The sequence below is a fragment of the Synechococcus sp. Cruz-7E5 genome, assembly GCF_024345995.1.
Lineage (GTDB): Bacteria > Cyanobacteriota > Cyanobacteriia > PCC-6307 > Cyanobiaceae > Regnicoccus_A.
The window spans coordinates 105,184-130,138 of sequence record NZ_JAGQCE010000006.1 but is presented as its reverse complement, the minus strand read 5'-3'; the positions used below and the strand labels follow the sequence as shown (position 1 = coordinate 130,138).

Sequence of the window (24,955 nt, the reverse complement as noted above, 5' to 3'; positions counted from 1 at the left end):
TGCCAAGTCTTCGGTCACATGGCGCACTCCGTCAACCAGCCAAAGCCGGATGCGGGCAGTTACTCCATCGACGGCTACATAGGCGAGCTGCTGCGCGGCCTGAAGCTGTTGACTGGAGCGGCAGCAATCAAACTAAAGCTGTAAGCATCAGGATTGAAGGTGCCAGCAATCAGGAACCTGCTCTGTCTTTGCCGGAGATCAGGGGCAGGAGAGAACCGGCGAGCTGGTTGAAGGGAGTTCCTACACCTCCTCAGTCGAGTGCTCAGTCAAGTGCTCAGCCCAAGCATAAGAAAAACATTGAAGACTTCTCGCGACCAAGCAATACCTCGCGTCACGATTGACACTAAAGCAAAGCCGAGTAAGCAAGGACCACTACCCAACCTCACCAGCTGCATGCACGATCTGCCCAATGAAGTCTCAACAGACCTTCTTCCGAACCGCCCAGTCTTGAGCTGAGCTGAAAGCCAACCGTTCGTCGCCTTGCCAAAATGCAACAGGAAGCGACACAGCGGCTTGAGCATCACCGCCAGCCCCTGCGGTCGCTTCGCACACCGCCCCTCAAGCCTGTCTGTGCCCATACCCAGCGGCACTCCCACCCCTGGAGCAGGAAACCCTGCAGCTCAAACCCCCCGTGCCGGCGGCAGATGCCCTGAAGGCGGTGCTGGCATTTCCGAGCACCGTTGAGGTGGGCATCACCAGCCTGGGGTTTCTGTAGAGGTGGGCCAGCCTGGCCAGCCTCATGCCGGCCCGGTTGCTGGATCGCCAGTCGCTGTTCCAGCGGCAACCCTGAGGCGAACGGAGCCTGAACCGTGATTTCTGTAGTTCAGATTACAAATTGCCGCGCCATCTGAAGTGTTCGATTTCGCTGCATAACTTGAGGACCGTCAGCTCTCCCCCCATGAACGCGACACGCCTCTGGACCCGTTCCGCCTGGGGCGGGGTGATTCTGGCCTCGCTGCTGCTCACCAGCTGCCAGGGCGCCAAGGAGGGCATGAAGCAGGCAGGGGACGGTATGGGGGATGCGGCCAAGCAAGCAGCCGGTGATGCCGCCAGAACCGCCGTGACCCCGGCACTCGCTCCCCTGATGGACATCCTCAACAAGGGCCAGAGCCAGATCAAGGCCGGTGACCTCCAGGGCGCCATGGCCACCATGGGCGGGTTCGAGGGGGTGTTCAAAAAGGTGGGGCCCCTGATCCAGCCCCTGGCCGGCGACAAGTGGCCCGCGATCGAAGCCGCCGCCCAACAGGTGATCAGCACCTTCGGCGGTGCCACCCCCCCCACCGCCGAGAGCGGCAGTGCGGCCATCTCAGGCCTGATGAGCCTGCTGAACGGGCTCAAGACCAACTGAGCAGACGTCTCCACCCCACCAGCCGGCCGCCGGCAGGAGCAACGGCCAGTCCCAGAGGGTGACAGCCTGGGTTCACTGCGCCGAAGACCTTTCCCTGGACCAGGAGACCCTGCTGTTCGAGCCGGCCCAACCGGCCGCCCATGCACTGCGCACCGTGCTGGCCTTCCCCAGCACCTATTCCGTGGGCATCACCAGCCTGGGTTATCAGGTGGTCTGGGCGACCCTGGCACGGCGGACCGACCTGGATGTGCGGCGGCTGTTCACCGACCGCGGCGACCCCCCCCACCGCCACTGCGACCTCTTCGGTCTCTCGCTCAGCTGGGAACTGGATGGCCCGGTGCTGCTGGACCTGCTGGAGCAGCAAGGCATTCCGCTCTGGAGCCGGCAGCGGGGCGAGGACGATCCGATCGTCTTCGGGGGCGGGCCGGTGCTCACCGCCAACCCCGAGCCCCTGGCCCCCTTCTTCGACGCCGTGCTGCTTGGCGATGGCGAACAGTTGCTGCCCGACTTCGTGGAGGCGGTGATCGCCCACCGGCAGGCCCCGAGGGCCGAGCGGCTGCGCGCTCTGGCCCGGGTGCCGGGGGTGTATGTGCCAGCGCTCTACGCCCCCCGCTACGACAGCGCCGGAACCCTGCTGGCAGTGGAGCCGATCGAGGCGGACATCCCGGCGACCGTGGCCAAGCAGACCTGGCGGGGCAACACCCTCAGCCACTCGATGGTGATCACCCCCGAGGCGGCCTGGCCCTCGATCCACATGGTGGAGGTGGTGCGCAGCTGCCCCGAGCTCTGCCGCTTCTGCCTGGCCAGCTACCTCACCCTGCCCTTCCGCACCCCGTCACTCGAAGACGGCCTGATCCCCGCGGTCGAAGCGGGCCTGGGGGCCACCCGCCGGCTGGGCCTGCTTGGGGCCTCGGTCACCCAGCACCCCCAGTTCGCCGACCTGCTGAGCTGGCTCGACCAGGACCGCTTCGATGACACCCGGGTGAGCGTGAGCTCGGTGCGGGCCGCCACGGTGACGCCGCAGCTGGGGCAGATCCTGGCCAAACGGGGCAGCAAGTCGCTCACGATTGCGATCGAGAGCGGCAGCGAACGGATGCGGCAGGTGGTGAACAAGAAGCTGGCCACCGAGGAGATCTTCGCGGCGGCCCGCTACGCCAAGGAGGGCGGGCTCAGCGGCCTGAAGCTCTACGGGATGGCCGGCCTTCCAACCGAAGACGACGATGACATCGAAGCCACCGCCGATCTGCTTCTGGCTTTGAAGAAGGCCACCCCCGGCCTGCGCCTGAGCCTGGGGGTAAGCAGCTTCGTGCCAAAGGCCCACACCCCGTTCCAGTGGGAACCGGTGCGGCCCGAAGCGGAGAAGCGCCTGAAACGGCTGGCGCGCCGCCTGCAGCCCAAGGGCATCGACTTACGGCCCGAGAGCTACGGCTGGAGCGTGATCCAGGCGCTGCTCTCCCGCAGCGACCGGCGCCTGGCCGCCGTGATCGCCGCCGTGCGGGGCCGCCACGGCAGCCAGGGGGGATGGAAGGCCGCCTACCGCAGCGTGAGCGAGCAACCTGAGGGAACCCTGCCCCCGCTCCCGCCCTGGCAGGACACAATCCATGGTCTCTGGGACACGGAACGGGTGCTGCCCTGGGAGCACCTGGAGGGCCCCCTGCCCAAGACCACCCTGGCCCGTCACAGGCAGGAGGCCCTCGCGGCAGCCAGCGTCAGAACCGCCTGCGCGGCTCCGGGCTGAGGGAGTAGGCGCGCAGGCCGCAGAGCAGCACCCAGCCGGCAATGTTGATGCGGCTGTCATAGAGCGGAATATCGGTGGCGTGGAGCGCCATCAGCACCAGGAAGGCCGCCCACCAGGCCCGATCGAACAGGGCCCCGCTGGCCATGCCCCGGCGGGCCGCCTGAATCTGCAGCGCCAGCACCAGGCCCACGAGCAGCACCGCCACCAGGGCCCCATGGCTGACCGCCAGGTCGATCGGCAGATTGTGGGGATGGCCATGCCAGATGCCCGCGGTGCGCAGGGGGTAGATCACGCTGAAGGCGGCAGCGCCCCAGCCGAGCCAGGGACGTTCCGCCACCAGCTGCAGGGCCACCCCCCACTGGCTGACCCGGGTGATGGCCAGGGGCCGGCGCCCGGCGAATTCCAGATCGCTCAGCCGCTCCCAGATCACAGCGGGAACCAGGGCGCGGGCGGGTTGCTGCAACACCAGTGGTACCCCTGGCAGGCTGGCCAGGCCCACGGGGATCAGCAGCAGCAGCAGCAGGGGCAAGAGCCAGATCCAGCGGGCCGGACCCGCCACCAGGGGGAGCGCCAGCACCAGGGCCCCCCAGGCGTTGCGGGAGTCGGTGAGAGCGATGGCGGCCACCAGGCCCACCGTGATCAGCAAGGCCGGCAAGCGCTTCGGCCACGGTTGAGGGCGCTGCAGCAGGGCCGCCAGGGCGAAGGGCCAGGCCAGGGCCAGCCAGGCTCCGGCGATGTTGGCGTAGTCGAACAGACCGGCCAGGCGCCCGGGCGGATTGCCACCGGCATTGAGGTGCCAGATGATCGCTCCCCCCAGGGTCTGAAACGGCCCGCTCCACCCCCAGACGATTTGTCCGAGGCCGGTGACGATCACCGGCACGGTGCCGGCCACCAGCCAGAGGGCCAGCCGCCGGCGGGCCGGGGCCGAGGCCAGGTAGGGCTGAAACCCCCAGAACGCCCAGAAGAAGGGCAGCCAGTTGCCCAGGCCCACCCAGGCCAGCCAGCCGCTGGAGGCGGTGAAACAGCCCAGCACCATCAGAGCTGACACCAGCAGCAGCACCTGATTGACCCGATCCCGCCACCAGGGCAGGCGCTGGCGGCAACCAAGGATCAGCGCCACCAGCAAGAGGACTCCGGCCAGCAGGGCTGAACTGGCCAGCAAAAGCAAGCCCAGCTGAAAACAACGCCAGCCCAGGGGCGAGGTGCCCTCGGGCCTGGTCGCATCAAGGCGCCGCAGCCACTCCTGCCTCACGAGAACACGGCGGTGCGACCTCGGTAGACCATCACCTGGCGGCGCAGGTGCAGCCGCAGGGCCCGGGCAAGGGCCAGCCGCTCCATGTCACGGCCCTTGCGGATCAGGTCCTCCACGTCATCCCGGTGACTGACGGGCACGGTGGCCTGCTCGATGATCGGACCGCCGTCTAGATCTTCGGTCACGTAGTGGGCCGTGGCTCCGATCAGCTTCACGCCCCGCTCCCAGGCCCGGTGATAGGGCTGAGCGCCCTTGAAGGCCGGCAGGAAGGAATGGTGGATGTTGATAACCGTGGGAAAGCGGGACAGAAAGTCGGGGCTGAGTACCTGCATGTACTTGGCCAGGACCACCAGCTCGATGCCGTGGTCTTCGAGCAACTGCAACTGCGCCCGCTCTGCCTCCTGCTTGGAGTCGGGCAGCACCGGCAGATGGACGAAGCGTGCGCCGAAATCCTCGGCCAGGGACTGCAGATCTGAGTGATTGGAGATCACCAGCGGCACCTGCATCGGCAACTCCCCTGCCCGGGTGCGCCAGAGCAGATCCACCAGACAATGATCCTGTTTGCTCACGAAGATCGCGACCCGTGCTGCGGCATCGGAGAAATGGACCTGGCCGTCACCACCGAGCCGCTCCGCCAGGGCCGTCACCGCCGGCGCCACCGCCTCCCGCGGCAGTCCGAAACCCTCCAGCTGCCACTCGATCCGGCTGAGGAACAGCCCAGCGCCGGCGTCGGTGTGGTGATCGGCATGGCGGATGTTGCCACCGTTGGCCGCCACCCAGCCGGAGAGCTCACTGACCAGACCCGGACGGTCGGGGCAGATCACCTGCAGGATTGCTGTGGGCACGCTCATCGGTACCAGGGCCTGTCTCGAAGGGCATTGTGCCCGGCGCTCTCCAGGCCAGTCGCCAGCAAGGCAGATAGCCATGCCGGTGCGACGTACAGTCGCGCCTGACTTCGGTGCTCACCATGGCCGTTCAGCTGGTTTCCACCCTTCGTCAAGCGCTGAGGCAGATGGGCCTCCTGGCCCTCGCCGTGGTGCTCAGCTTCGGATTGGTTGCCTGCGATGGCGGCCAGGCCAAGAAAGCCCCAAGCATCAGTCCAGCCGATCTGGCGATCATCCAGCGGCAGGCCGAGGGATTCCTGGCAGCCAAGGACCGGCTGCCCGAGCTGGCCTCACTGGTGAACGACAGGAACTGGGTGTTCACCCGCAATCTGATCCACGGCCCCATGCAGGAAGTGGGCCGAGAAATGCTTTATATCAACCAGCGCCTTCTGCCCGCCGACCGCGCCGAAGCCACCGCCAGGGCCAAACAGCTCAAGAGCGCTCTGGCCGAGCTCGATGAGGCCGCGCGCCTCCAGGACGGAGAACGGCTGCGTAAGGGCTATATCAAGGTGGCCAGGGGCTTCGGTTCCTACGCCGAAGTGCTCCCCGCCGCTGCGCTGCCCAGCGGCTCCGCAGCCTGAGCGCTTCCCCAGCACATCCTGAGCGTCCGGCCGAGCCTCGCTCGGTCGCGGTGATAGGCGCCGGCATCGTCGCCCTGGCCACGGCCTGGCTGCTTCAGGGCCGCGGCCATCGGGTGCGGCTGATCGCACCCGATGGCCATGGGCCTGATCCGCAGGATTGCGGCAACGGCAGTGCCGCGGCCCTGGGGGTGTTGATGGCCCAGGTGTTCCAGCGCAGCAGGGGCCGCGCCTGGCACCTGCGCCAGATCTCCCTGAGCCTCTGGACTGAGTGGCGCCAGCAGCTGAGCGGGCGTGGCTGGCCGATCCCCTTCCAGGCCGGCCTGCTTCTGCTGCCGCAGGACATCGGCGACGTCAAACGGCTGCGCCAGCTGCTGCAGGAACGCCAGGCCCTCGGTCTGCCCCTGAGCTGGTGGGAGCCATCTCGGCTGCAGGAGCTGGGTCTGAGTCTGGCTGAAACCAATAACAACGTGGGTGGCCTCCACTCCGCCCAGGACGGACAGCTGGATCCCCTGGCCGCCATGGACGCGTTTCGCCGTGATGGCCTGCGGCAGGGCCTGGAGCTGCTCAGCGACCGGGTGGTGGGGCTGGAGCGGCAGCCGGCAGGCTGGAAGGTGCACGGCCACTCAGCCGCGCAGGCCATCGAGGCCGACTGGGTGGTGGTGGCAGCGGGCCTGGCCAGCGAAGGGCTTCTGGCCCCCCTGGGACACCAGCGACCGCTGCAGCCCGTGCTGGGCCAGTGCCTGGAGCTGGCGACCAGCACAGCGATCCGCTGGCCCTGCCCAGTGGTCTGGCAAGGGCTCAACCTGGTACCGCGACCAGGCGGGGGTCTCTGGCTGGGGGCAACCCTGGAGCCGGGGGATCAGGCCGACCCGGAGCTGCTGGGGCCGATGCGACAGCTCACCAGCAGGGCCCTGGGCTGCGACTGGCTGCGGGAGGCGACAGTGATCCGCCGCTGGCAGGGCCTGCGCGCCAGGCCCCTCGGCAGGCCAGCCCCGCTGCTGGAGCATCTGGAGCATGGACTGCTGCTGCTGAGTGGTCACTACCGCAATGGTGTGCTGCTGGCACCGGCCTCCGCCCAGTGGGCCGTGGAGCAGATCGAAAGTTCCCTTACCTGTTGTTAACGAATCGGGGGAGATGGCTGGATAGCGTCACCGGGTGACCGCAGGCCCGAAGAGTTTTCTCCCCACCATGAAACCAAGCCAGCCCAATTCCCTCGCCAAGGTCGGTACGGCCCTGGGTCTAAGCCTCAGCCTCAGCCTGGCCCTCTCCGCCTGCGGCGGCAGCGGTGGTGGCGGCGGCGGCGTCACAGGCAGCCTCAATGGAGCCGGAGCCTCCTTCCCGGCCGCGATCTATCAGCGCTGGTTCCAGGATCTGGCCAGCGAGGGCATCAACGTCAACTACCAGTCGGTGGGGTCAGGAGCTGGCGTGCGTCAGTTCGTGGCGGGCACCATCGATTTCGGCGCCTCCGACGCGCCGATGAAGGCGGACGACATCGCCAAGGTCAAGCGAGGCGTGGTTCAGGTGCCGATGACGGCGGGCGCCATCGCCGTGGCGTACAACCTGCCGGGTTGTGATCTAAAACTCAGCCAGGAGCAGGTGGTGGGAGTGTTCCTCGGCAAGATCAAGAACTACAAGGATCTGGGCTGCGCCGACAAGCCGATCACCGTGGTGCACCGCTCCGATGGCTCCGGCACCACCTACAACTTCACCAACAGCCTGGCGGCCTTCAGCGACGAGTGGAAGAACGGACCCGGGGCGGACAAGTCGGTGGCCTGGCCCACCGGCGTGGGTGCCAAGGGTAATGAAGGCATCGCCGCCACGTTGAAGCAGACACCCGGCGGCATCGGCTATGTGGAAACCGCCTACGTGCAGGGAGAACTGCAGGCGGCTGCCGTGCAGAACAAGAGCGGTGAGATGCTCAAACCCACGAACGAAACCGCCAGTGCGGCGTTGGGCTCGATCGACATCGGTCCGGATCTGGTGGGCAGCGATCCGAATCCGGCTGCCGGCTACCCGATCGTGACCTTCACCTGGATCCTGCTCTACAAAACCGGCAACGGCGACAAGACCGAGCTGCTCCAGAAGGTGTTCGAGCACACCCTCTCGCCCAAAGCCCAGTCACTGGCTCCCGAGCTGGGCTACGTGAGCCTGCCCCCCGAAGTGGTGACCAAGGCCAAGGAAGCCGTGGCCAGCATCGGCAAGTAATCCCCGCCAGTCGATCGCTCCGGGACCTCATTCCGGTACCGGAGCAGAAAAGCCCTCTTTGCACTAGCAAAGAGGGCTTTTTTGGTTGAGGCGATGGTCGACGATCTAGGCGGGAGGCAGCAAGAGCCACCCGGCCACGATCACCACCCGTTCACTTGCTCTCGGTGAACTCCGCATCGATCACATCATCGGCACTGGGGCCTGAGGATGTGGCGCCGGCAGAACCATTGCCGCCCGGTTCGGCACCGGGAGCACCGGCTTCAGCACCGGCCTGCTGGTAGACCGAGGCGCCCACCTCATAGAGCTCCTTCTGAAGCTCCTCAAAGCGGGTCTTCATCGCCTCGTAGTCCTCCTTGTCGACAGCTTCCTGGAGCTGCTTGCGCTTCTCATCCATCTTGGCTTTGACCTCCGCACTGACCTTGTCGCCAAGATCGGTGAGTTGCTTCTCAGACTGGTAGATGAGGGTTTCGGCCTGGTTCTTCAGGTCGATGCGCTCGCGCTTCTCCTTGTCGGCCGCCGAGTTGGCCTCTGCGTCTTTCACCATCTTCTCCACCTCGTTCTCACTGAGGGTGGAGGCCCCGGTGATAGAGATGCTCTGCTCCTTGCCGCTGCCCTTGTCCTTGGCGGTGACGCTGAGGATGCCGTTGGCGTCGATGTCGAAGGTGACTTCGATCTGGGGAACGCCGCGGGGCGCGGGCGGGATGCCGTCGAGACGGAAGGTTCCCAGGCTCTTGTTGTCGGAGGCAAGCTCGCGCTCCCCCTGGAGTACGTGGATTTCCACGTTGGTCTGACCGTCGACCGCGGTGGAGTACACCTCGGCTTTCTTGGTGGGGATGGTGGTGTTGCGGGTGATCATCTTGGTCATCACGCCGCCCAGGGTTTCCACGCCCAGCGACAGCGGGGTGACATCGAGAAGAAGGATGTCCTTCACTTCACCGGCCAGCACACCTCCCTGAATGGCGGCACCGACGGCCACCACCTCATCTGGGTTCACCGTCTGGTTGGGGTCCTTGCCGGTTACTCGCTTGACCAGCTCAAGCACCGCGGGAATGCGGGTGGAACCACCCACCATCACCACCTCATCAAGCTCAGCGGAAGAGAGCTTGGCGTCCTTGAGGGCCTGCTCCACCGGCACCCGGCAGCGGTCAATGAGCTTGGAGGCAAGCTCCTCGAACTTCGCCCGGGTGAGGGTGAGATCGAGGTGCTTGGGCCCCTCGGGGGTGGCCGTGATGAACGGCAGGTTGATTTCGCTCTGGGTGGCGCTGGAGAGCTCGATCTTGGCCTTCTCGGCCGCCTCGGTCAGGCGCTGCAGGGCCTGCTTGTCCTGACGCAGATCGATGCCTTCATTGGCTTTGAAGCTGGCGGCCAGATGATCAACGATCACCTTGTCGAAGTCGTCGCCGCCCAGGTGGGTGTCGCCACTGGTGGAGAGCACCTCGAACACGCCATCACCCACCTCCAGCACCGAGACGTCGAAGGTGCCGCCGCCCAGGTCGAAGACCAGGATGCGCTCGTTGCTCTTGCGATCAAGGCCGTAGGCCAGGGCCGCCGCCGTGGGCTCGTTGATGATGCGCAGAACCTCGAGGCCGGCGATCTTGCCGGCATCCTTGGTGGCCTGACGCTGGGAGTCGTTGAAATAGGCCGGCACCGTGATCACCGCCTGGGTGACGGTTTCACCGAGGTACTTGCCGGCGTCATCCGCCAGCTTGCGCAGCACCTGGGCACTCACTTCTTCCGGCGCGAACTGCTTGTTCAGCACCGGGCACTTCACCTTGACATTGGCGCCGGCCTTCTCAACGCCATAGCTCACTTCCTTCGATTCTTCGTTCACCTCATCGACCCGACGGCCGATGAAGCGCTTCACCGAGTAGAAGGTGTTCTCCGGGTTCATGACCGCCTGGCGCTTGGCGATCTGGCCCACCAGCTGATCCTGGTTCTTGGTGTAAGCCACCACCGATGGGGTGGTGCGGAACCCTTCCGCGTTGGCAATCACGGTGGGCTTGCCGCCCTCCATCACCGCCACGCAGCTGTTCGTCGTGCCCAGGTCAATGCCGACAACCTTACCCATGGGTTCTCACCTCCTCTGAATTGAATGTTCTGTCCCATGCATCTTCAGCAGTGGGGGCCACCGCAGGCGAGGTGTGGTTTCCGAACAGAGGGCGGGCGGGTGACGGCCAGGTCCGTACATTTCGTTCCCGGCATCGCCCCTGATACCAGCCGCCATGCCCCTTGAGATCTCCGCCCACACCTCGCTCGTGGCTGTTCTCGGCGATCCGGTGCGCCATTCCCTCTCGCCGGCGATGCACAACGCCGCCCTGCGGGAGCTGGGCCTCGACTGGATCTACCTGGCCCTGCCGGTGCAGGCAAGTGACCTGGCGGTGGTGATGCGGGCCCTGGAGGCCATCGACTGTCGTGGACTGAACGTGACCCTGCCCCACAAGCGGGCGGTGGCGGAGCTGGCGGCGGAGCTCACCCCCCTGGCCCGGCGGGTCGGGGCCGTGAACACCCTGGTGAGACGCGAGGGCGGCGGCTGGCTGGGCACCAACACCGACGTGGAAGGGTTTATCGCGCCGCTGCGGGCCAGCGTCGGCCAAGAACCGGGTTCAGTGCCAGACCTGGCGGGGGGGCGGGCCCTGGTGCTGGGCTGCGGCGGCAGCGCCCGGGCCGTGGTGGCGGCCCTGGTGGAGCTGGGACTGGAGCGCATTCAGCTGGCCGGACGTCGGCCCGACGCCCTGGCGGCGTTCCTGGCGGAGTGCGGGTCATGGGCACCCCAGCTCAGCGGGGTGACCTGGCCGGCGGCGGACCATGGGCGCGGCGACCTGCTCCAGGCGCTGGCTGAGGCAGATCTGGTGGTGAACACCACGCCGGTGGGCATGGGAGCCAACGCAGGCGCCTGCCCTCTGGAGGCGGCTGACCTCGACGCCCTGCGCCCAGGCAGCCTGATCTACGACCTGATCTACACCCCCCGGCCGAGCCGCCTGCTGCTGGAGGCCCGCCAGCGGGGCTGCAGTGTGCTCGATGGCCTGGAAATGTTGGTGCAGCAGGGAGCCGCCGCCCTGCGGCTCTGGCTCTCAGCGCCGAGCCAGTTCGAAACCACGCCGCTGGCACTGCCGCTGGCGGCGATGCGCCAGGCCGCGCTCGATCAGCTCAGCAGCGCCTGATTCCCAGTCACCAGGGGCTACCCACCTAGCCTGGCCGGAATTCAGCAAACGCGCCCCTCATCAATGGAAGGCCCCCCGCTCTGGCAACGGCTCCTGGCCGTGCTGGCCTATCTGCTGCCCTGGAGTGACGGGGTGCCCTTCGGTGAGGCCCTGTTCAGCCTGGTGCCGGCCCTGCAGTGGCTGGTGCTGCCGGCCCTGCCGCTGATGGCCCTGCAGCAGCAGATTCCCTTCGGAGGGTTTCTGTTGTTCCTGGTGCTGTTCCTGGCGGTGGTCCGCAATGCCCGGGTGCCTTATTTCGTCCGCTTCAACGTGCTGCAGGCGATCCTGATCGACATCGTGCTGATCCTGCTCTCGTTGGCCTTCAGCGTTCTGCTGCGCCCGCTGGGGGCCGGCTTCGCTCTGCGCACCCTCAGCAACACAGTGTTCCTCGCCACCCTGCTGCTGGTGGTGTTCTCGGTGGTTCAGAGCATCCGTGGCCGTGAAGCCGACATCCCCACGGTCTCGGAAGCGGTGCGGATGCAGCTCTACTGACACCAGTGGCGGCAGAGCGGGATTCGGAGGAGACAGGCAGGTAGGCTGGTCAGTCCGTTGCTGGCAGCGTACTGCCGCCGGCCTCCCAAGAGCCCATCACGGAGCCTCAGCCCCCATGTCTCAGAAGCCTTACTACGAAACCATGTACATCCTTCGTCCGGACATCCCGGAGGAAGAGGTGGAAACCCATGTTGCCAAGTACCGCGATCTGCTCACCGAGGCGGGTGCTGAAGTGCTGGATTGCCAGATGCGCGGCAAACGTCGCCTGGCCTACACGATTGCCAAGCACCGCGAAGGCATTTACGTGCAGCTCAACCACGACGGTGACGGGCAGCAGGTGGCACTTCTTGAGCGCGCCATGCGCCTCAGTGAAGACGTGATCCGCTATCTCACCGTCAAGCAGGACGGTCCGCTACCCACTCCTCGCAGTGCTCCTGCGGCCGCAGAACCGGTGGCAGCTGAAAGCTGAACCAGCGGAAATCAACAGATCCCGCCCAACCTGGGGATGATGGATCAGCCACCAACCCTGGCCAACTGATGGTTAACGACCTCCCCAGGCCAGGAACCCCGCCAGTGCCGATTCCGGCCGAACTGCAGAGTCCAGAGCCGGAGTCGCAGCCACTGAACGATCGGCTCAGGAGCGCTCTGCGGGAGACCAGTCTGGAGCTGGAGGCCACCAAGGCTCAGCTGATCACCTGCCAGCAGGACCTGGAGCGGGCAAGACGTCAACTGGCCGATCTCGAGGAGCTGATCAGAGATCTGCCCCAGATCTTCGAGCGAAAATTTCATCAGCGCCTGCAGCCGCTGCTCGATCAGCAGCAGCTGCTGGCCCAGGACAATCACGCCCTCAGGGAGCAGGCCAGGCGCCTGTTGCCTCCGGCACCACCGCCTCCCCCACCAGCCCCTGAGAACGAGCTCAGACCAGCGCGAGGCTCAAATCAGCAGTCTGCTTTTGAGCCATTGCGGGCCCTGCGGCAGCGCTGGCTCAGGCGTGGTCAACCTCCTGCCTGAATCAACACCAGGCCAGGGCGATTCGAGCAGCCTCAGGCCTGGCGCCGGCTGGCAGCCCACAGCCGGGTCGGCATCCCCCACACATAGATGAAGCCCTCTGCAGCCCGGTGATCGAAGCGATCGTCGCTGCCATAGGTGGCCATCGAGGGCACATAAAGACTGTCGCTGCTGCTGGTGCGGCCGATCACCACGGCATTGCCCTTGTGCAGCCGCAGACGCACCATGCCGTTGACTGTGGCCTGGGTGCAATCCATGAAACCATCGAGCGCCTGCTTGAGCGGACCAAACCAGAGTCCCTGGTAGACGAGATCTGCCCAGCTGGACTCGATCTGGCGCTTGTAGCGCACCACGTCGGCCGCCAGGGTGAGACTTTCGAGCTCCTGGTGGGCACGGATCAGTAACAGCAGACCAGGAGTTTCATAGATCTCCCTCGACTTGATCCCGACCACCCGGTTCTCGATGATGTCAAGGCGGCCGAAGCCATGGAGGCCGGCCAGCTCATTGGCACGGCGGATCACACTGACGGGATCGAGGCTGACGCCATCGATCGCGACTGGGTTGCCCTGCTCGAAAGTGACCTCCACCACCTGTGGCTCCTCAGGTGTGTCGCGGATCGAGCGGGTCATGGCAAACACCTCTTCCGGAGGCTCCACCAGCGGATCCTCCAGCGGACCCGCCTCGATGCTGCGGCCCAGCAGGTTGAGATCGATCGAATAGGGGTTCGCCTTGCTCACCGGCGCCGGTATGCCGCAGCGCTCGCCGTAGGCGATCGTTTCCTCACGGCTCATGGCCCATTCCCGCGCCGGGGTGAGCACCTTCAGATCGGGAGCCAGGGCGCCGATCGCCACATCGAAACGCACCTGATCATTGCCTTTGCCCGTGCAGCCATGGGCCACGGCATCGGCGCCCAGTTCGCGGGCCACCTCCACCAACCGACGGGCGATCAAGGGCCGGGCCAGGGCCGTGGAGAGGGGATAACGCCCCTCATAGAGGGCATTGGCACGGATGGCCGGAAAGGCGAACTCGCGGATGAAGGGATCGATCAGATCCCCCACGATCGACTGGCTGGCGCCGGAGTCGAGCGCCTTCTGGCGGATCGGCTCCAGCTCATCGCCCTGGCCGAGGTCGGCGGCGAAGGTGATCACCTCCTCCACGCCCCATTCCTGCTTCAGGTAGGGAATGCAGACACTGGTGTCCACCCCGCCGGAGTAGGCGAGCACCACCCGTTTTGCCCTGGCGCCCTGCTCCTGTGCCATCCCGTCAGTCCTGTGCGTGCGAGCTGTTGCAGGATTGTCCCTTGTCACCGGCGCCAGCGGCTGGCGATCCAGACCCCCATCAGCAGTGGCGGGATGAGCACCAATCCCCACACCTGCCAGGCCACCACGGGCAGAGGGTCGGGCCAGCGCTGGCCTGCTGACACCAGCAGGGCACTGATAAGCAGGGCCAGGCTCCAGCCGAAGACCAGCGTGGTGAGTTTGCCGGTGATCAAGGTAAGGATTCGAGCTGCTGGCTTATGCTGGTCGATCGGCGTCCAACGGTTGCACGCTTAACAGGCCTTCCATGAGCACCCTCGACAGCATCAACCCCTCGCTCACCCGCTACCGGCGGGATGAGCCGGCTCCGGTGCTACCACTGCGGGATGAGCCCGATCTGCTCAGCTGGCTGGAGAGCAGTGGACGCCTGGTGGCCGATGAGGAAACGGCAGCTCCGGATGTGAGCACGGTGGAAGAAGAGGAGCTTTCGGCTCTGATGGGCGAGAAGGAGGAGTACAACCAGGCCGATGAGCAGTCCGACGAGAACTGGGAGGACTGAGTCCTGACCTAAGGTCCGGCCGCATCGCCACAGCGCCGCGGCGGCGCCAGGAGTCTTGGCCAGAACAACCCAAATGCCGGCCCCAGCAGGGTCTCCAGCAACCCCAGCCGATGGTCGGCCAAGCACCCTTTTGCTGGCCGCGGCCGTGCTGGTCGCCTGCGTGCTCGTTGACCGCCTCAGCGGCGCTCCCCAGCTCACACCGCCCCTGCTGGTGGCAGCCCTGGTGAGCTGGGCGCTCTGCCAATGGGGGATTCCCAGGCTGCGGGTCCTGAAGCTCGGCCAGGTGATCCGGGAGGAGGGTCCCCAGGGCCACCACGGCAAGGCCGGAACGCCCACCATGGGTGGCTTGCTGGTGGTGCCGGTGGGGGTGATCGTGGGTGGGCTGGTCTCACCAGGCGATGACCGGCTGCTGGCGGTGGCGGCGATCACCCTGGCCTACCTGGCCATCGGCGGCATCGACGACTGGCGCAGTCTCACCCGCCAGACCAACACCGGACTGACCCCACGGGGCAAGCTGCTGCTGCAGGCCCTGGCGGCGGCCCTGTTCCTGGCCTGGGCCCAGTGGAACCTCTGGATCCGCCCGGATGTCTCCCTGGCCCTGGGCTGGGTGCTGCCCCTCGGTCTGCTGATCCTGCCGCTGGGATTGTTCGTGTTTCTGGCGGAGAGCAACGCCACCAACCTCACCGACGGCCTCGATGGCCTGGCGGCCGGCTGCGGCGCCATCGTCTTCACCGGCTTCGGCGCCCAGCTGATGGTGCGGGGGTCTCTGGGGGATCCGGCCATGGCCGGTTTCTGCGCCGCCATGGCCGGGGCCTGGCTGGGGTTCCTGGCCCACAACCGCCACCCGGCCAGGGTGTTCATGGGCGACACCGGCTCCCTGGCGATGGGAGCGGCCCTGAGCGCGGTGGCCCTGCTCAGCGACAGCCTCTGGCCGCTGCTGCTGATGGGAGGCGTGTTCCTGGCGGAATCGCTCTCGGTGATCCTGCAGGTGTGGGTGTTCAAGGCCACCAAGGGCCCGGATGGCCAGGGCCGTCGCCTCTTCCGCATGGCACCGCTGCACCACCATTTCGAGCTGGGTGGCCTGCCCGAGCTGACGGTGGTTATGCGCTTCTGGGTGGCAAGCGCACTGCTGGTGCTGCTGGGATTGCTGTTGATGCCCTGAGCGAATCCGCAGCAGAATTCAGGGGTGACTGAAGCAACAGGAGACTGAGGTGGCCTACTTCACCTGGAAGGAAAAGGGTCTGACCGCCGACTGCGCCAGCCTCGAGGCCATGGCGGCCCGCTTCGAGGAGGCGGCGGCGCTGATGCGACGCATGGCCTCTGAGGGGTTCAGCCTGGAGCGGCACAGCGACGGGCAGCACATCACCCATCCCGATGCGGGCGTGTTCGAGGCCTACGGATTCATCAGCGAGGAACCGCCGGTGCGCCAGCTGGATCTGATCCCCGGAGGCTGAGCGGCTCCAGGGCCCTCAGCGACGCAGGTAACCCACCACCCACACGGCCACAAACCCCAGCGAGGAGAGCACCAGGTAGATCAGGGCCCACTTCTGGAACGTGGCGATGTCCTGACCGAACACCAGTCCGGCATCGGCATCACCGGCAGTGGAGAAGGCGAACAGCAGGCTCTGCAAGACGGTCAGGCGCGGATGCCTTCTCTAGCAGGCTTTACCGGGGGCGAAGATCGATGTGAGATCTCCACGAGCCCCATGGCCGCCCAATACTTGCCGCGAACCCTGATGCTGCTGGGCAGCGGTGAGCTGGGCAAGGAGGTGGCCATCGCCGCCCAGCGGCTGGGTTGCCGGGTGATCGCTGTCGACCGTTACCCCGGTGCGCCGGCGATGCAGGTGTCCGATCAGGCGGAGGTGATTGCCATGACCGACCCGGAGGCTCTCAAGGCAGTCGTGAGACGCCACCGTCCCGATCTGGTCATCCCGGAAATCGAGGCCCTTGCGGTGGACGCCCTTGCTGAGGTCGAAGCGGAGGGGATCACGGTGATTCCCACCGCACGGGCCACGGCCATGACCATGAACCGCGACCGTATCCGGGATCTGGCCGCCGGCAAGCTCGGCCTGCGCACAGCCCGGTTCGCCTACGCCGAAAGTGCCGAGGAACTGGTGGCCGTGGCGGCTCCCCTGGGCTGGCCCGTGGTGGTCAAGCCAGTGATGAGCTCATCCGGCAAGGGCCAGAGCGTGGTGCGTTCTGAGGAGGGCCTCGCCGCCGCCTGGCAGGCGGCCCTCGACGGGGCCCGGGGCGCCGGCTCCCGCGTGATCGTGGAGGAGTTCCTGCCCTTTGAGCTGGAGATCACCCTGCTCACGGTCAGGCCCTGGTCGGGCCCCACCCTCTTCTGCCCGCCGATCGGCCATCTTCAGGAGCGCGGCGACTACCAGTGCAGCTGGCAGCCGGCCGCTATGGGCGAAGCACAGCTGGCGGCCGCCCAGGCCATGGCCCTGGCCGTCACCGACGAGCTGGGGGGCGCCGGGCTGTTTGGTGTCGAGTTCTTCCTCTGCGGCGAGCCCGGCCGGGAGGAGGTGGTCTTCTCCGAGCTCTCCCCCCGCCCCCACGACACAGGCCTCGTCACACTGATGGGGCAGAACCTGAGCGAATTCGAGCTGCACCTGCGGGCCGTACTGGGCCTGCCGATCCCGGCCATCCGCTCCAGCTCCAACGCCGCCAGCCGGGTGATCCTGGCGGATAAGACCCTCGACAGCGTGGCCTACACCGGGGTGGCCGATGCCCTGGCGGAACCGGGCACCCAGGTGCTGCTCTTCGGCAAACCCAACGCCCGCCCCAATCGCCGCATGGGGGTGGCCCTGGCGACCGGGGCGGACGTGGCCGAGGCGCGTGCACGGGCTGATCGTGCCGCCGAGCGAATCACCGTGGTCGCGCCGGGATGAGCAGCGCTGCCCACTGGCCTGGAGCTGTTTTCGGTTTTATGGTGCGCCGGTAAGGATTCCCTATGGCCCAGGCCCAGCGTCGCCCCAACCGTTCAAGCACCGGCAAGGGCGACGCTGGCAATCATGCTGAGCGAGCGGCCGCCACCGTGATCGCCCTCAGCCGCCGCCAGGGTCGCGGCGAGGCCAAGCCCAGTCCCTTGGCTCTTCTCAGGCGGAGCCTGCGGCCGGCCATTCTGGTGGCCTTCGCCAGCGGTATCGGCCTTGGCTACGGCTTGGCGGGCCCGCTGCCAAAGCTGATCGGTCCCGCCCTGGCGGCCCTGAGCCACCTGGCGCCAACGCTGGGCGAGCTGGTGCCGCCGCTGCCGATCAATCAACACCGCATCCTGATCCTGGGCACCGACCAGATCAGCGGCAGCACCGATGTGATGGTGGTCGCCGACATCCACGACGGCACCACCACGCTCACCCAGGTGCCGCGGGACACGTTCATTGAATCCAGTCGCTTCGGGGTGCTCAAGGCCAACGCCCTTTACGCCTCCGGTGGGGTGGAAGCCGTCAAGGAGGAGCTCACCGCCCTGCTCGGCAACCCGGTGGACCGTTACCTGCTGGTGAACCTGGATGCTGTGCAGAACCTCGCCGAAGCCCTGGGGGGTGTCGAGGTGGATGTTCCCAATCGGATGTACTACACCGACACCCGCCAGGATCTTTACATCGATCTCTACCCGGGCGTGCAGTTGCTCAAGGGCAAGGACCTGGAGGGGTTCCTGCGCTTCCGCAACGACGAGCTGGGCGACATCGGCCGGATGGAACGCCAGCAGCTGGTGCTCCGCGAGGTGTTCCACAAACTGGCCCAACCCAGCTCCGTGACCCGCCTGCCTGAGCTGCTCAGGATCGCCGGCAACGACATCAGCACCGATCTCTCGCCGCTGGAGCTGGGGAACCTGATCAACAAACTGGGCAGCACCAGACTCAGCACCAATCGGCTGGCCGGCCGGCTTTACTGGCACGACGACCTGAGCTACTGGATGCCGGATCTGAACACCCAGCACGCCGAGTCTCTGGAGCCGGAAACCGGTGACGCTGACCTCAGCCAGCCGAACTAGCTGCGCTGAGGATCCGGCGGCTCTCCTGCCGCGACATCAGGGCGCCCCCAGCTGATCACGGGATATCCCCACCAGGGGCATGGACGCATCGCCCCAACCATTGTCCGGCAGAAGTTCTGGAGCTCCGGGACCAGGTTGAACGGCGGCACCAGCAGCGAAGGCAGCGTTGGTCCAGGCCAGCAGCAACCCACGCAGGGGCCCCCCTCCCTCAGAAAGGGTGGAGCGCAGGTTGAAGTGATCGCCTCCCTGCGCCAGTACCAGGCGATGGCCCGCGCCGCCACGGCTGGCCTCCAGGCGCATCGGGCGAATGGCCTCCGGTTCAGGCGGCACCACCCAGTCTCGGGTGCCGCTCACCAGCAACACCCGGGCATGCATCGCCTGTCCGGCCCCTGTGTTGAACAGCAGCGACATCGGCGGACTCACAGCCGCGCCCACCTTGACGCGGGGGTCGCTCAGGGCCGCCTGATCTGCCGTGCCAACAAAACTGCACTGCAGTACCCAGCTGAGGTTCCGCTCCGGATCGAAGACCTCATCGCAGCGCTCCTTGAGCCCGGCATCGCTCGGCTTCGCCCCCGTCAGCTGCAGAACGGTGGTAGCCCCCCAGGAGTGACCGAGCACCGCCACGAATTCGGTGTTCACGCGGGTGCTCGGTCCGAGCAGACCAGCCGCTGCCCCGTCGATCACTGCCGAAACATCCAGGGGCCTCAAACGCAGTTCCTCCGCCCCAGGGGGCGGCACTTTGCCGGAGAGCATGGCCTGCTGCTGATCCTGATCACTGCCGGGGTGGAAGGGCAACAGCACCGTGAAGCCATGGCTGGCCAAATGGCTGGCCCACCCCTCGAAACTCTCCGGTCCATCCCAGAGCCCATGGGAGATCACCACCAGCCGACCGCTCGCAGCTTTCGAGGGGCTGATCTGTATCACCTGCAGGGGCTTGGGCCGGTGGGACGCTGAGATCGAGATCAGCTTCCGCTCCACCGTGAGGGGACCGGGCTGGCTGAGGGCCGGATCAACGCCGGCAGGCCTCTGGCCCGTCAGGAGGCGATCGGCCGGCCTTTGCTGGGAAGCCAGACGCTGTACCGAATACAGCGCCCGGCCCAGATCCACCGAGGCCGTGGTGCCAGGCAGAGCCTGCATCACGCTGAGCATGGTGGGAGGTCCATTGGCCGCCGCCTTGTCCAGCACCATGGAGAGGTCGTTGCTGTCCAACTGGGCAGGCAGTCCATCGATACCGCCGAGGGCGGAGATCAGCAGCAACGCCTGGTTGAGCATCGGCGATCCCTGAGCCTCATTGACCACCGCCGGCACCTGCAGCGGCAGTGGTGCATTGAAGAGGGCCACCAGCTGTCGGCCAATGGCACCGTCGGTGGCCTGATCGAGTTCGGCCAAATCACTGGTGCCGCTGATCAGCCTCGCCGGATTGCTCAACTCCTCCAGCTTCACCCTGAAGCTGGTTTCGAGAAACGGCAAGCGCATCTCCACCTGCTCCAGAGCACGGGCTGGAGCTGAAAGAAATGGCGCGGCGCCAAGCAGCCCGGCGACGGTGAGCAATAGCGAAGCAGCCGGAGCGGAACGAAGCGTGCGCACGTGATGGCACCCGAGAGTCTCCATGATCTCCCCTGACCGCCTGTGGTCCGGTACGTCAGGCCACCATGGTCACAGGCGGATGCTGAGCCAGCACCTGGCGAAGGTAGCGACCGGTGTAGCTGGTGGGGTGCTCAGCCACCTGCTCAGGGGTGCCGGCCACGACAATCTCACCCCCTTTGTTGCCGCCCTCGGGCCCAAGATCAATCAGCCAGTCGGCGCAACGGATCACATCAAGATTGTGCTCGATCACCACGATCGAATTGCCTTTGTCCACAAGCCGTTGCATCACGTCCATCAGCTTGTGGACGTCGTAGAAACTCAATCCGGTGGTGGGCTCATCAATCAGGTAAAGCGTCTTGCCAGTGGCGCGCTTGGAGAGTTCGGTGGCCAGCTTCACCCGCTGAGCCTCACCACCTGAAAGCGTAGGAGCGGGCTGGCCGAGTTTGATGTAACCCAGGCCCACGTCCACCAGGGTGCGCAGACGATCTGCGGCCTGGGGGATGGCGCTGAATACATCTGCTGCCTGCTCCACCGTCATCTGCAGCACTTCGGCGATGTTGAAACCCTTGTAAGCCACCTGGAGGGTTTCGCGATTGTAGCGAGCCCCTTTGCATACATCGCACTGCACATACACATCAGGGAGGAAGTTCATCTCGATCACGTTCACCCCCTGGCCACTGCAGGCCTCGCAGCGCCCGCCCTTGACGTTGAAGCTGAACTGGCCCACCTGGTAGCCACGGGCCTTGGCCTCCACCGTGGCCGCGAACACCTGGCGGATCGGATCGAACGCGCCGGTGTAGGTGGCCGGATTGGAGCGGGGGGTGCGACCGATCGGGCTCTGGTCGATCACGATCACCTTGTCGACCGACTGAATACCGCGCAGCTCCTCCATGCCGGATGGGAAAGGCACCCGCAGCCCGAGCTTGTGCTCCAGCGCCGGATGCAGGAGCTCATTCACCAGGGTGCTCTTGCCGCTGCCGCTCACACCGGTGACAGCCACGAGACGACCGAGGGGAATGTCGATATCAAGGCCCTGGAGGTTGTTGCGGCGACAGTTGACCAGGGTGAGCTTGCGGCTGCCGGAAGCGCGCCGTTCGGCCGGGGTGGGAATGGCGAGGCGGCCGCTGAGATAGGCGCCGGTGAGCGACTCCTCGGCCTCCAGCAGGTTCTGCAGGGACCCTTCCGCCACGATGTGGCCCCCGTGAACGCCAGCTCCGGGGCCGATGTCAACGAGGTGGTCGGCGGCACGGATCGTGTCCTCGTCGTGCTCCACCACGATCAGGGTGTTGCCCAGATCGCGCAGTTTGAAGAGCGTGTTCAGCAGGCGATCGTTGTCACGCTGGTGCAGGCCGATGCTGGGTTCATCCAGCACGTAGAGCACACCGGTGAGGCCGGCGCCGATCTGGGTGGCCAGGCGGATGCGCTGGGCCTCACCGCCCGAGAGCGTCATGGCTGGCCGATCGAGGCTGAGGTAATCGAGCCCCACATCCAGCAGGAACTTGAGCCGCATGCGGATCTCGCGCAGCACCAGGTCACCGATCTGGATCTGGCGCGGCGTGAGCAGGGGCTTGGCCCCCTCGGCCAGCCCCATCAGGGCCTCGATCCTCTCAAGGGTTTCGGCCACGCTCACCGCGGTGAGCTCATGGATGGCGTAGGGGCCCACCCGGACCGCCAGGGCCTCGGGCCGCAGGCGCAGTCCCTGACAGGTTCCACAGGGCACCATCTCCAGGTATTGCTCCAGCTTCTGGCGCACCGACTCGCCACTGGCGTCGCGCAACTGGCGCTCCAGGATCGGCAGGATTCCCTCGAACGGCCGCTGGTAGGTCTGACTCTTGCGGTAGCGACTGTCGGCCTGAATCTCGATGGGCTGCTCGCTGCCATGGAGCACCACCTGGCGCTGCTCATCGCTGAGCTGGTTCCAGGGGGTCTTGATCTCGAAGCCGAAGGCTTCGCCCACGCTGTAGAGCAAGGAGAAGTAATAGCTGTTGTCCTTCTCACTCCAGGGGGCGATCGCCGCGTACACCGGCAGGGAGGGGTCGGGCACCACTCTCTCCAGGGTGAACCGGCGCAGATGGCCGATGCCATGGCAATCGGGGCAGGCGCCATAGGGGCTGTTGAAGGAAAACAGCCGGGGGGAGAGCTCCTCCATCACGGCGCCGTGCACCGGGCAGGCGAAGTTCTCGGAATAAAGCCGTTCTCGATCGATGCCTTCAGGTAACTCCTCACCGGCCTTGGGCACTACCTCCACCAGGGCCAGACCATCGCCGCGCTTGAGACAGGTGCGCAGGGAATCGGTCAGCCGCTCGTTGATGCCTTCGCGCGCCACCAGCCGATCGACCACCACTTCGATGTTGTGGGCGTGGTTCTTATCGAGCTCGATGTTGTCGGACAGCTCTCTGACCTCACCGTTGATGCGCACCCGGGCGAATCCCTCGGCCACCAGACCGGAGAGCAGCTTGGTGTGGGTGCCCTTCTTGCCGCGCACCACGGGAGCCAGCAATTGGTAGCGGGTGCCCTCCGGCAGGGTGGCGATCCGATCGACCATCTCGTCGATGCTCTCGGGCCGGATCGAGCGATTGCACTGGGGGCAGTGGGGCTCACCGGCACGTCCGAACAGCAGCCTCAGGTAGTCCTGGATCTCGGTGACGGTGCCCACCGTGGAGCGGGGATTGTGGCTGGTGGATTTCTGATCAATCGAGATCGCCGGGGAAAGTCCCTCGATCGCGTCGACGTCGGGCTTGTCCACCTGACCGAGAAACTGGCGCGCATAGGCGGAAAGGCTTTCGACATAGCGACGCTGACCCTCGGCGAAGATCGTGTCGAAAGCGAGCGAGCTCTTGCCACTGCCGCTCACGCCGGTGAACACCACCAGCCGATTACGCGGCAGGGTGAGATCGACGTTGCACAGGTTGTGCTGTCGGGCGCCACGCACCCGGATCACATCCTCGAGGGTGCCACCACTGAGCATGGCGCTGGGATCAAGCCCGGAGGCCGTGGCCAGGCTGGACAGGGCCTCGGGACCTCCTCCATTCGTGGCGAGGCTCTTGGATCCGGAGCCGGATCTGGCGCGGGGCATTCAGTCACCCTGACAACCTGGAGTCTACGGGCTGTAGCTGCTGCTTACGAAGCTCCCTGCTGCAGCAGGCTGGCGACATAGCTGCGGGTTTCTCCGGAATCGCCCCCGGCGAGTTCGGCCAGTTCCCGCTCCCGCTCATCGCTCTCCTGCAGGGCCGTCACCCCGGTGCGGGTACGCCCCGCCTCCACCTGTTTGCTCACGCGGAAGTGGTGCTGGGCCATGGCGGCCACCAGGGGCTGGTGGGTGACACAGAACACCTGGTGCTGCTCGGCAAGACGGCGCAGCAGGACGGCGATGGCCCCACTGACCCGGCCACTGACGCCGCTGTCAATTTCATCAAACAGCAAGGTGACCTGGGAATCGGCCGCCGCCAGACAGGTTTTCAGGGCGAGCAGGAAGCGGCTCATCTCCCCGCCGGAGGCCACCTCCTGCAGGGGGGCCAGCGGCTGACCAGGGTTGGCCGAAAACAGGAATCCAATCGCATCAGCCCCTTCATCAGAGGGAGGGGCCGGCTCGATCGAGACCGAGAAGCGCACATGGGCCAGCCCCAGGGGCCGCAGGGTGTCCATCAATTGCCGCTCCAGGGCGGTGGCGGCAGCCTGCCGCCGCTGGGTGAGCCGGGCGCAGGCCCGGTCGCGCAGCAGGCGGCTGCTCTCCTCCTGCTGCTCCAGTTGCCGCAGCGAGGCCTCCAGCCCATGGGCATCGAACTGGCAGCGGAGGTCGTCGCGCAGGGCGATCAGGGCCCCCAGCTCCTGTCCGTGACGACGCTCCAGAGCCTTGAGCTGGGCCATCCGCTCCTGCAGGCCCGAAAGGGTTTCAGGATCGCTCTCCAGGCCACCGCCGTAGCGATCGAGGCCTGAAGCCAGCTCCTGCAGCAGCTGAGCAGCCTCACAGCAGCGCTCCAGCCAGGGCTGCAGGCTTGCATCGAACCCCTGCAGATGCTGAAGCTCCTGCTCGATGGCGGCGAGGTGATCAAGCACCGACGGTCCCCCGTCCAGGCCCTCCACCAGCCGTCCCGTCACGATCATCACCCCCTCCTGCAGGCGAACGGCATGGGCCAGACGGTCCTGCTCACGCTGCAGCCGCTGCCGCTCGTTGGGATCCTCGAGCTGCGCCGCCTCCAGATCCTCCAGCAACTGAAGACGCTGTTGACGGTCGAGCTGCTGGCGCTGCTGCTCAGCCCTGGCGGTGTGCAGGGCCAGCGCCGCTGCTTTCCAGGCACGAACCGCCGAGCGGGCCGCCAGCAGTGCCTCGCTGACCGGCTCTCCACCGAAGCGATCCAGCCAGCGGCGCTGCTGCCCCGGGCGCGCCAGCTGCTGGGTCTGCCCCTGAACGGTGAGATCCAGCAGCAGGGGGCGCAGCTCCTGCAACTGGGCGCGGTTGACGATCACCCCGTTGATACGGCTGCGGCTGCGGCTGCGTTCCTCCTGCTGGCGCCACTCCCGGCTGATGATCAGATCGGAGTCTTCCGGCTCGAGGTCCTGCTGGATCAGCCAGGCCCGCACAGGCTCCGAGCAGGAGAAACCGGCTTCGATGCAGGCCCGCTCGCAGCCAGGTCGCAGCAGCCGCAGGCCCTCAACCCCCTGGGCACCGCCGAGAAGGGCATCGAGGGCATCGAGAAGGAGAGATTTACCCGCCCCGGTCTCCCCGGTGAGAACGGTGAAGCCGGGCCTGAAGCTGAGATCCAGAGCATCGATCAGGGCGATGTTCTCCAGACGCAGACCCGTGAGCACGCCGGTCTCCGGTGATTGCCAAGACCGTAGCGGCGGTCG

Annotated in this window: 24 protein-coding genes; 15 read left to right on the top strand and 9 right to left on the bottom strand. The window is 66.4% G+C overall.

Translation table 11 applies throughout. The features are described from left to right. Window positions 1-18 precede the first annotated feature (18 nt). From KBY77_RS09130 to KBY77_RS09120, 3 genes are all read left to right on the top strand, one after another. Window positions 19-144, top strand: a complete 126-nt coding sequence (locus tag KBY77_RS09130; RefSeq protein ID WP_255103432.1) for a hypothetical protein — start codon at window positions 19-21, stop codon at window positions 142-144. Between the two features lie 754 nt (window positions 145-898). After that, the gene (locus KBY77_RS09125) at window positions 899-1,348 is read left to right on the top strand and encodes a hypothetical protein (protein WP_255103430.1); all 450 of its coding nucleotides are present in this window, start codon (window positions 899-901) and stop codon (window positions 1,346-1,348) included. Window positions 1,349-1,502: 154 nt separating this feature from the next. Next, complete coding sequence (locus tag KBY77_RS09120) at window positions 1,503-3,086, top strand: radical SAM protein (RefSeq protein ID WP_255103537.1); 1,584 nt, start codon at window positions 1,503-1,505, stop codon at window positions 3,084-3,086. Here KBY77_RS09120 and KBY77_RS09115 read toward each other — a convergent pair. Together KBY77_RS09115 and purU are read right to left on the bottom strand one after the other, a co-directional pair. Continuing rightward, the gene (locus KBY77_RS09115) at window positions 3,058-4,338 is read right to left on the bottom strand and encodes an O-antigen ligase (RefSeq protein ID WP_255103428.1); all 1,281 of its coding nucleotides are present in this window, start codon (window positions 4,336-4,338) and stop codon (window positions 3,058-3,060) included. The genes KBY77_RS09120 and KBY77_RS09115 overlap by 29 nt on opposite strands. Next, on the bottom strand, window positions 4,335-5,189 hold the full coding sequence (purU, locus tag KBY77_RS09110; RefSeq protein WP_255103426.1) for a formyltetrahydrofolate deformylase: 855 nt from the start codon (window positions 5,187-5,189) through the stop codon (window positions 4,335-4,337). The genes KBY77_RS09115 and purU overlap by 4 nt, the downstream gene beginning before the upstream one ends. Window positions 5,190-5,305: 116 nt before the next feature. On the opposite strand from purU, the gene psbQ reads away from it, so the two are divergent. From psbQ to pstS, 3 genes are all read left to right on the top strand, one after another. Next, complete coding sequence (psbQ, locus tag KBY77_RS09105) at window positions 5,306-5,803, top strand: photosystem II protein PsbQ (protein WP_255103424.1); 498 nt, start codon at window positions 5,306-5,308, stop codon at window positions 5,801-5,803. A 50-nt stretch (window positions 5,804-5,853) separates the two neighbouring features. After that, window positions 5,854-6,924, top strand: coding sequence for an FAD-binding oxidoreductase (locus KBY77_RS09100; protein ID WP_255103422.1), 1,071 nt, complete (start codon window positions 5,854-5,856; stop codon window positions 6,922-6,924). Window positions 6,925-6,991: 67 nt separating this feature from the next. After that, window positions 6,992-8,008 (top strand): phosphate ABC transporter substrate-binding protein PstS, encoded by a 1,017-nt coding sequence (gene pstS / locus KBY77_RS09095; protein WP_255103535.1) that lies wholly within the window; start codon window positions 6,992-6,994, stop codon window positions 8,006-8,008. 151 nt (window positions 8,009-8,159) lie between these two features. On the opposite strand, the gene dnaK is transcribed toward pstS, so the two are convergent. After that, window positions 8,160-10,076, bottom strand: a complete 1,917-nt coding sequence (dnaK, locus tag KBY77_RS09090) for a molecular chaperone DnaK (protein ID WP_255103419.1) — start codon at window positions 10,074-10,076, stop codon at window positions 8,160-8,162. Between the two features lie 154 nt (window positions 10,077-10,230). On the opposite strand from dnaK, the gene KBY77_RS09085 reads away from it, so the two are divergent. The 4 genes from KBY77_RS09085 (at window position 10,231) to KBY77_RS09070 (ending at window position 12,711) form a co-directional block, all read left to right on the top strand. After that, entirely contained in the window at window positions 10,231-11,169 is a 939-nt protein-coding gene (locus tag KBY77_RS09085; RefSeq protein ID WP_255103417.1) for a shikimate dehydrogenase, read from the top strand. 39 nt (window positions 11,170-11,208) lie between these two features. Next, the gene (locus KBY77_RS09080) at window positions 11,209-11,700 is read left to right on the top strand and encodes a Tic20 family protein (RefSeq protein WP_255103533.1); all 492 of its coding nucleotides are present in this window, start codon (window positions 11,209-11,211) and stop codon (window positions 11,698-11,700) included. Between the two features lie 115 nt (window positions 11,701-11,815). After that, window positions 11,816-12,169, top strand: a complete 354-nt coding sequence (gene rpsF / locus KBY77_RS09075) for a 30S ribosomal protein S6 (protein WP_006172704.1) — start codon at window positions 11,816-11,818, stop codon at window positions 12,167-12,169. 68 nt (window positions 12,170-12,237) lie between these two features. Then, a complete protein-coding gene (locus tag KBY77_RS09070; protein WP_255103414.1) occupies window positions 12,238-12,711 on the top strand; it encodes a hypothetical protein in 474 nt (157 codons plus the stop codon). 32 nt (window positions 12,712-12,743) lie between these two features. Here the strand turns inward: KBY77_RS09070 and KBY77_RS09065 are convergent, their stop codons facing one another. After that, entirely contained in the window at window positions 12,744-13,967 is a 1,224-nt protein-coding gene (locus KBY77_RS09065; protein WP_255103411.1) for an argininosuccinate synthase, read from the bottom strand. Window positions 13,968-14,011: 44 nt separating this feature from the next. Next, window positions 14,012-14,200, bottom strand: a complete 189-nt coding sequence (locus KBY77_RS09060) for a hypothetical protein (RefSeq protein ID WP_255103409.1) — start codon at window positions 14,198-14,200, stop codon at window positions 14,012-14,014. 71 nt (window positions 14,201-14,271) lie between these two features. On the opposite strand from KBY77_RS09060, the gene KBY77_RS09055 reads away from it, so the two are divergent. The 3 genes from KBY77_RS09055 to KBY77_RS09045 all read left to right on the top strand — a co-directional run bounded on the left by KBY77_RS09055 (window position 14,272) and on the right by KBY77_RS09045 (window position 15,977). After that, the gene (locus KBY77_RS09055; protein ID WP_006172708.1) at window positions 14,272-14,523 is read left to right on the top strand and encodes a DUF3134 domain-containing protein; all 252 of its coding nucleotides are present in this window, start codon (window positions 14,272-14,274) and stop codon (window positions 14,521-14,523) included. 73 nt (window positions 14,524-14,596) lie between these two features. Beyond that, entirely contained in the window at window positions 14,597-15,685 is a 1,089-nt protein-coding gene (gene mraY, locus KBY77_RS09050; RefSeq protein WP_255103403.1) for a phospho-N-acetylmuramoyl-pentapeptide-transferase, read from the top strand. A 49-nt stretch (window positions 15,686-15,734) separates the two neighbouring features. Beyond that, window positions 15,735-15,977, top strand: coding sequence for a hypothetical protein (locus tag KBY77_RS09045; RefSeq protein ID WP_255103401.1), 243 nt, complete (start codon window positions 15,735-15,737; stop codon window positions 15,975-15,977). A gap of 15 nt (window positions 15,978-15,992) precedes the next feature. On the opposite strand, the gene KBY77_RS09040 is transcribed toward KBY77_RS09045, so the two are convergent. Beyond that, window positions 15,993-16,154, bottom strand: coding sequence for a cytochrome B6 (locus tag KBY77_RS09040; protein WP_094554925.1), 162 nt, complete (start codon window positions 16,152-16,154; stop codon window positions 15,993-15,995). 75 nt (window positions 16,155-16,229) lie between these two features. Between KBY77_RS09040 and purT the strand changes: the two genes are divergently transcribed. Together purT and KBY77_RS09030 are read left to right on the top strand one after the other, a co-directional pair. After that, on the top strand, window positions 16,230-17,417 hold the full coding sequence (gene purT, locus KBY77_RS09035) for a formate-dependent phosphoribosylglycinamide formyltransferase (protein ID WP_255103398.1): 1,188 nt from the start codon (window positions 16,230-16,232) through the stop codon (window positions 17,415-17,417). 62 nt (window positions 17,418-17,479) lie between these two features. Further along, window positions 17,480-18,520, top strand: coding sequence for an LCP family protein (locus KBY77_RS09030; RefSeq protein ID WP_255103396.1), 1,041 nt, complete (start codon window positions 17,480-17,482; stop codon window positions 18,518-18,520). A 36-nt stretch (window positions 18,521-18,556) separates the two neighbouring features. Here the strand turns inward: KBY77_RS09030 and KBY77_RS09025 are convergent, their stop codons facing one another. The 3 genes from KBY77_RS09025 to recN all read right to left on the bottom strand — a co-directional run bounded on the left by KBY77_RS09025 (window position 18,557) and on the right by recN (window position 24,916). Continuing rightward, entirely contained in the window at window positions 18,557-20,131 is a 1,575-nt protein-coding gene (locus KBY77_RS09025) for a dienelactone hydrolase (RefSeq protein ID WP_255103394.1), read from the bottom strand. Window positions 20,132-20,162: 31 nt separating this feature from the next. After that, complete coding sequence (uvrA, locus tag KBY77_RS09020) at window positions 20,163-23,075, bottom strand: excinuclease ABC subunit UvrA (RefSeq protein WP_255103530.1); 2,913 nt, start codon at window positions 23,073-23,075, stop codon at window positions 20,163-20,165. Between the two features lie 152 nt (window positions 23,076-23,227). Then, the gene (gene recN, locus KBY77_RS09015) at window positions 23,228-24,916 is read right to left on the bottom strand and encodes a DNA repair protein RecN (protein ID WP_255103392.1); all 1,689 of its coding nucleotides are present in this window, start codon (window positions 24,914-24,916) and stop codon (window positions 23,228-23,230) included. Between the last annotated feature and the right edge of the window lie 39 nt (window positions 24,917-24,955).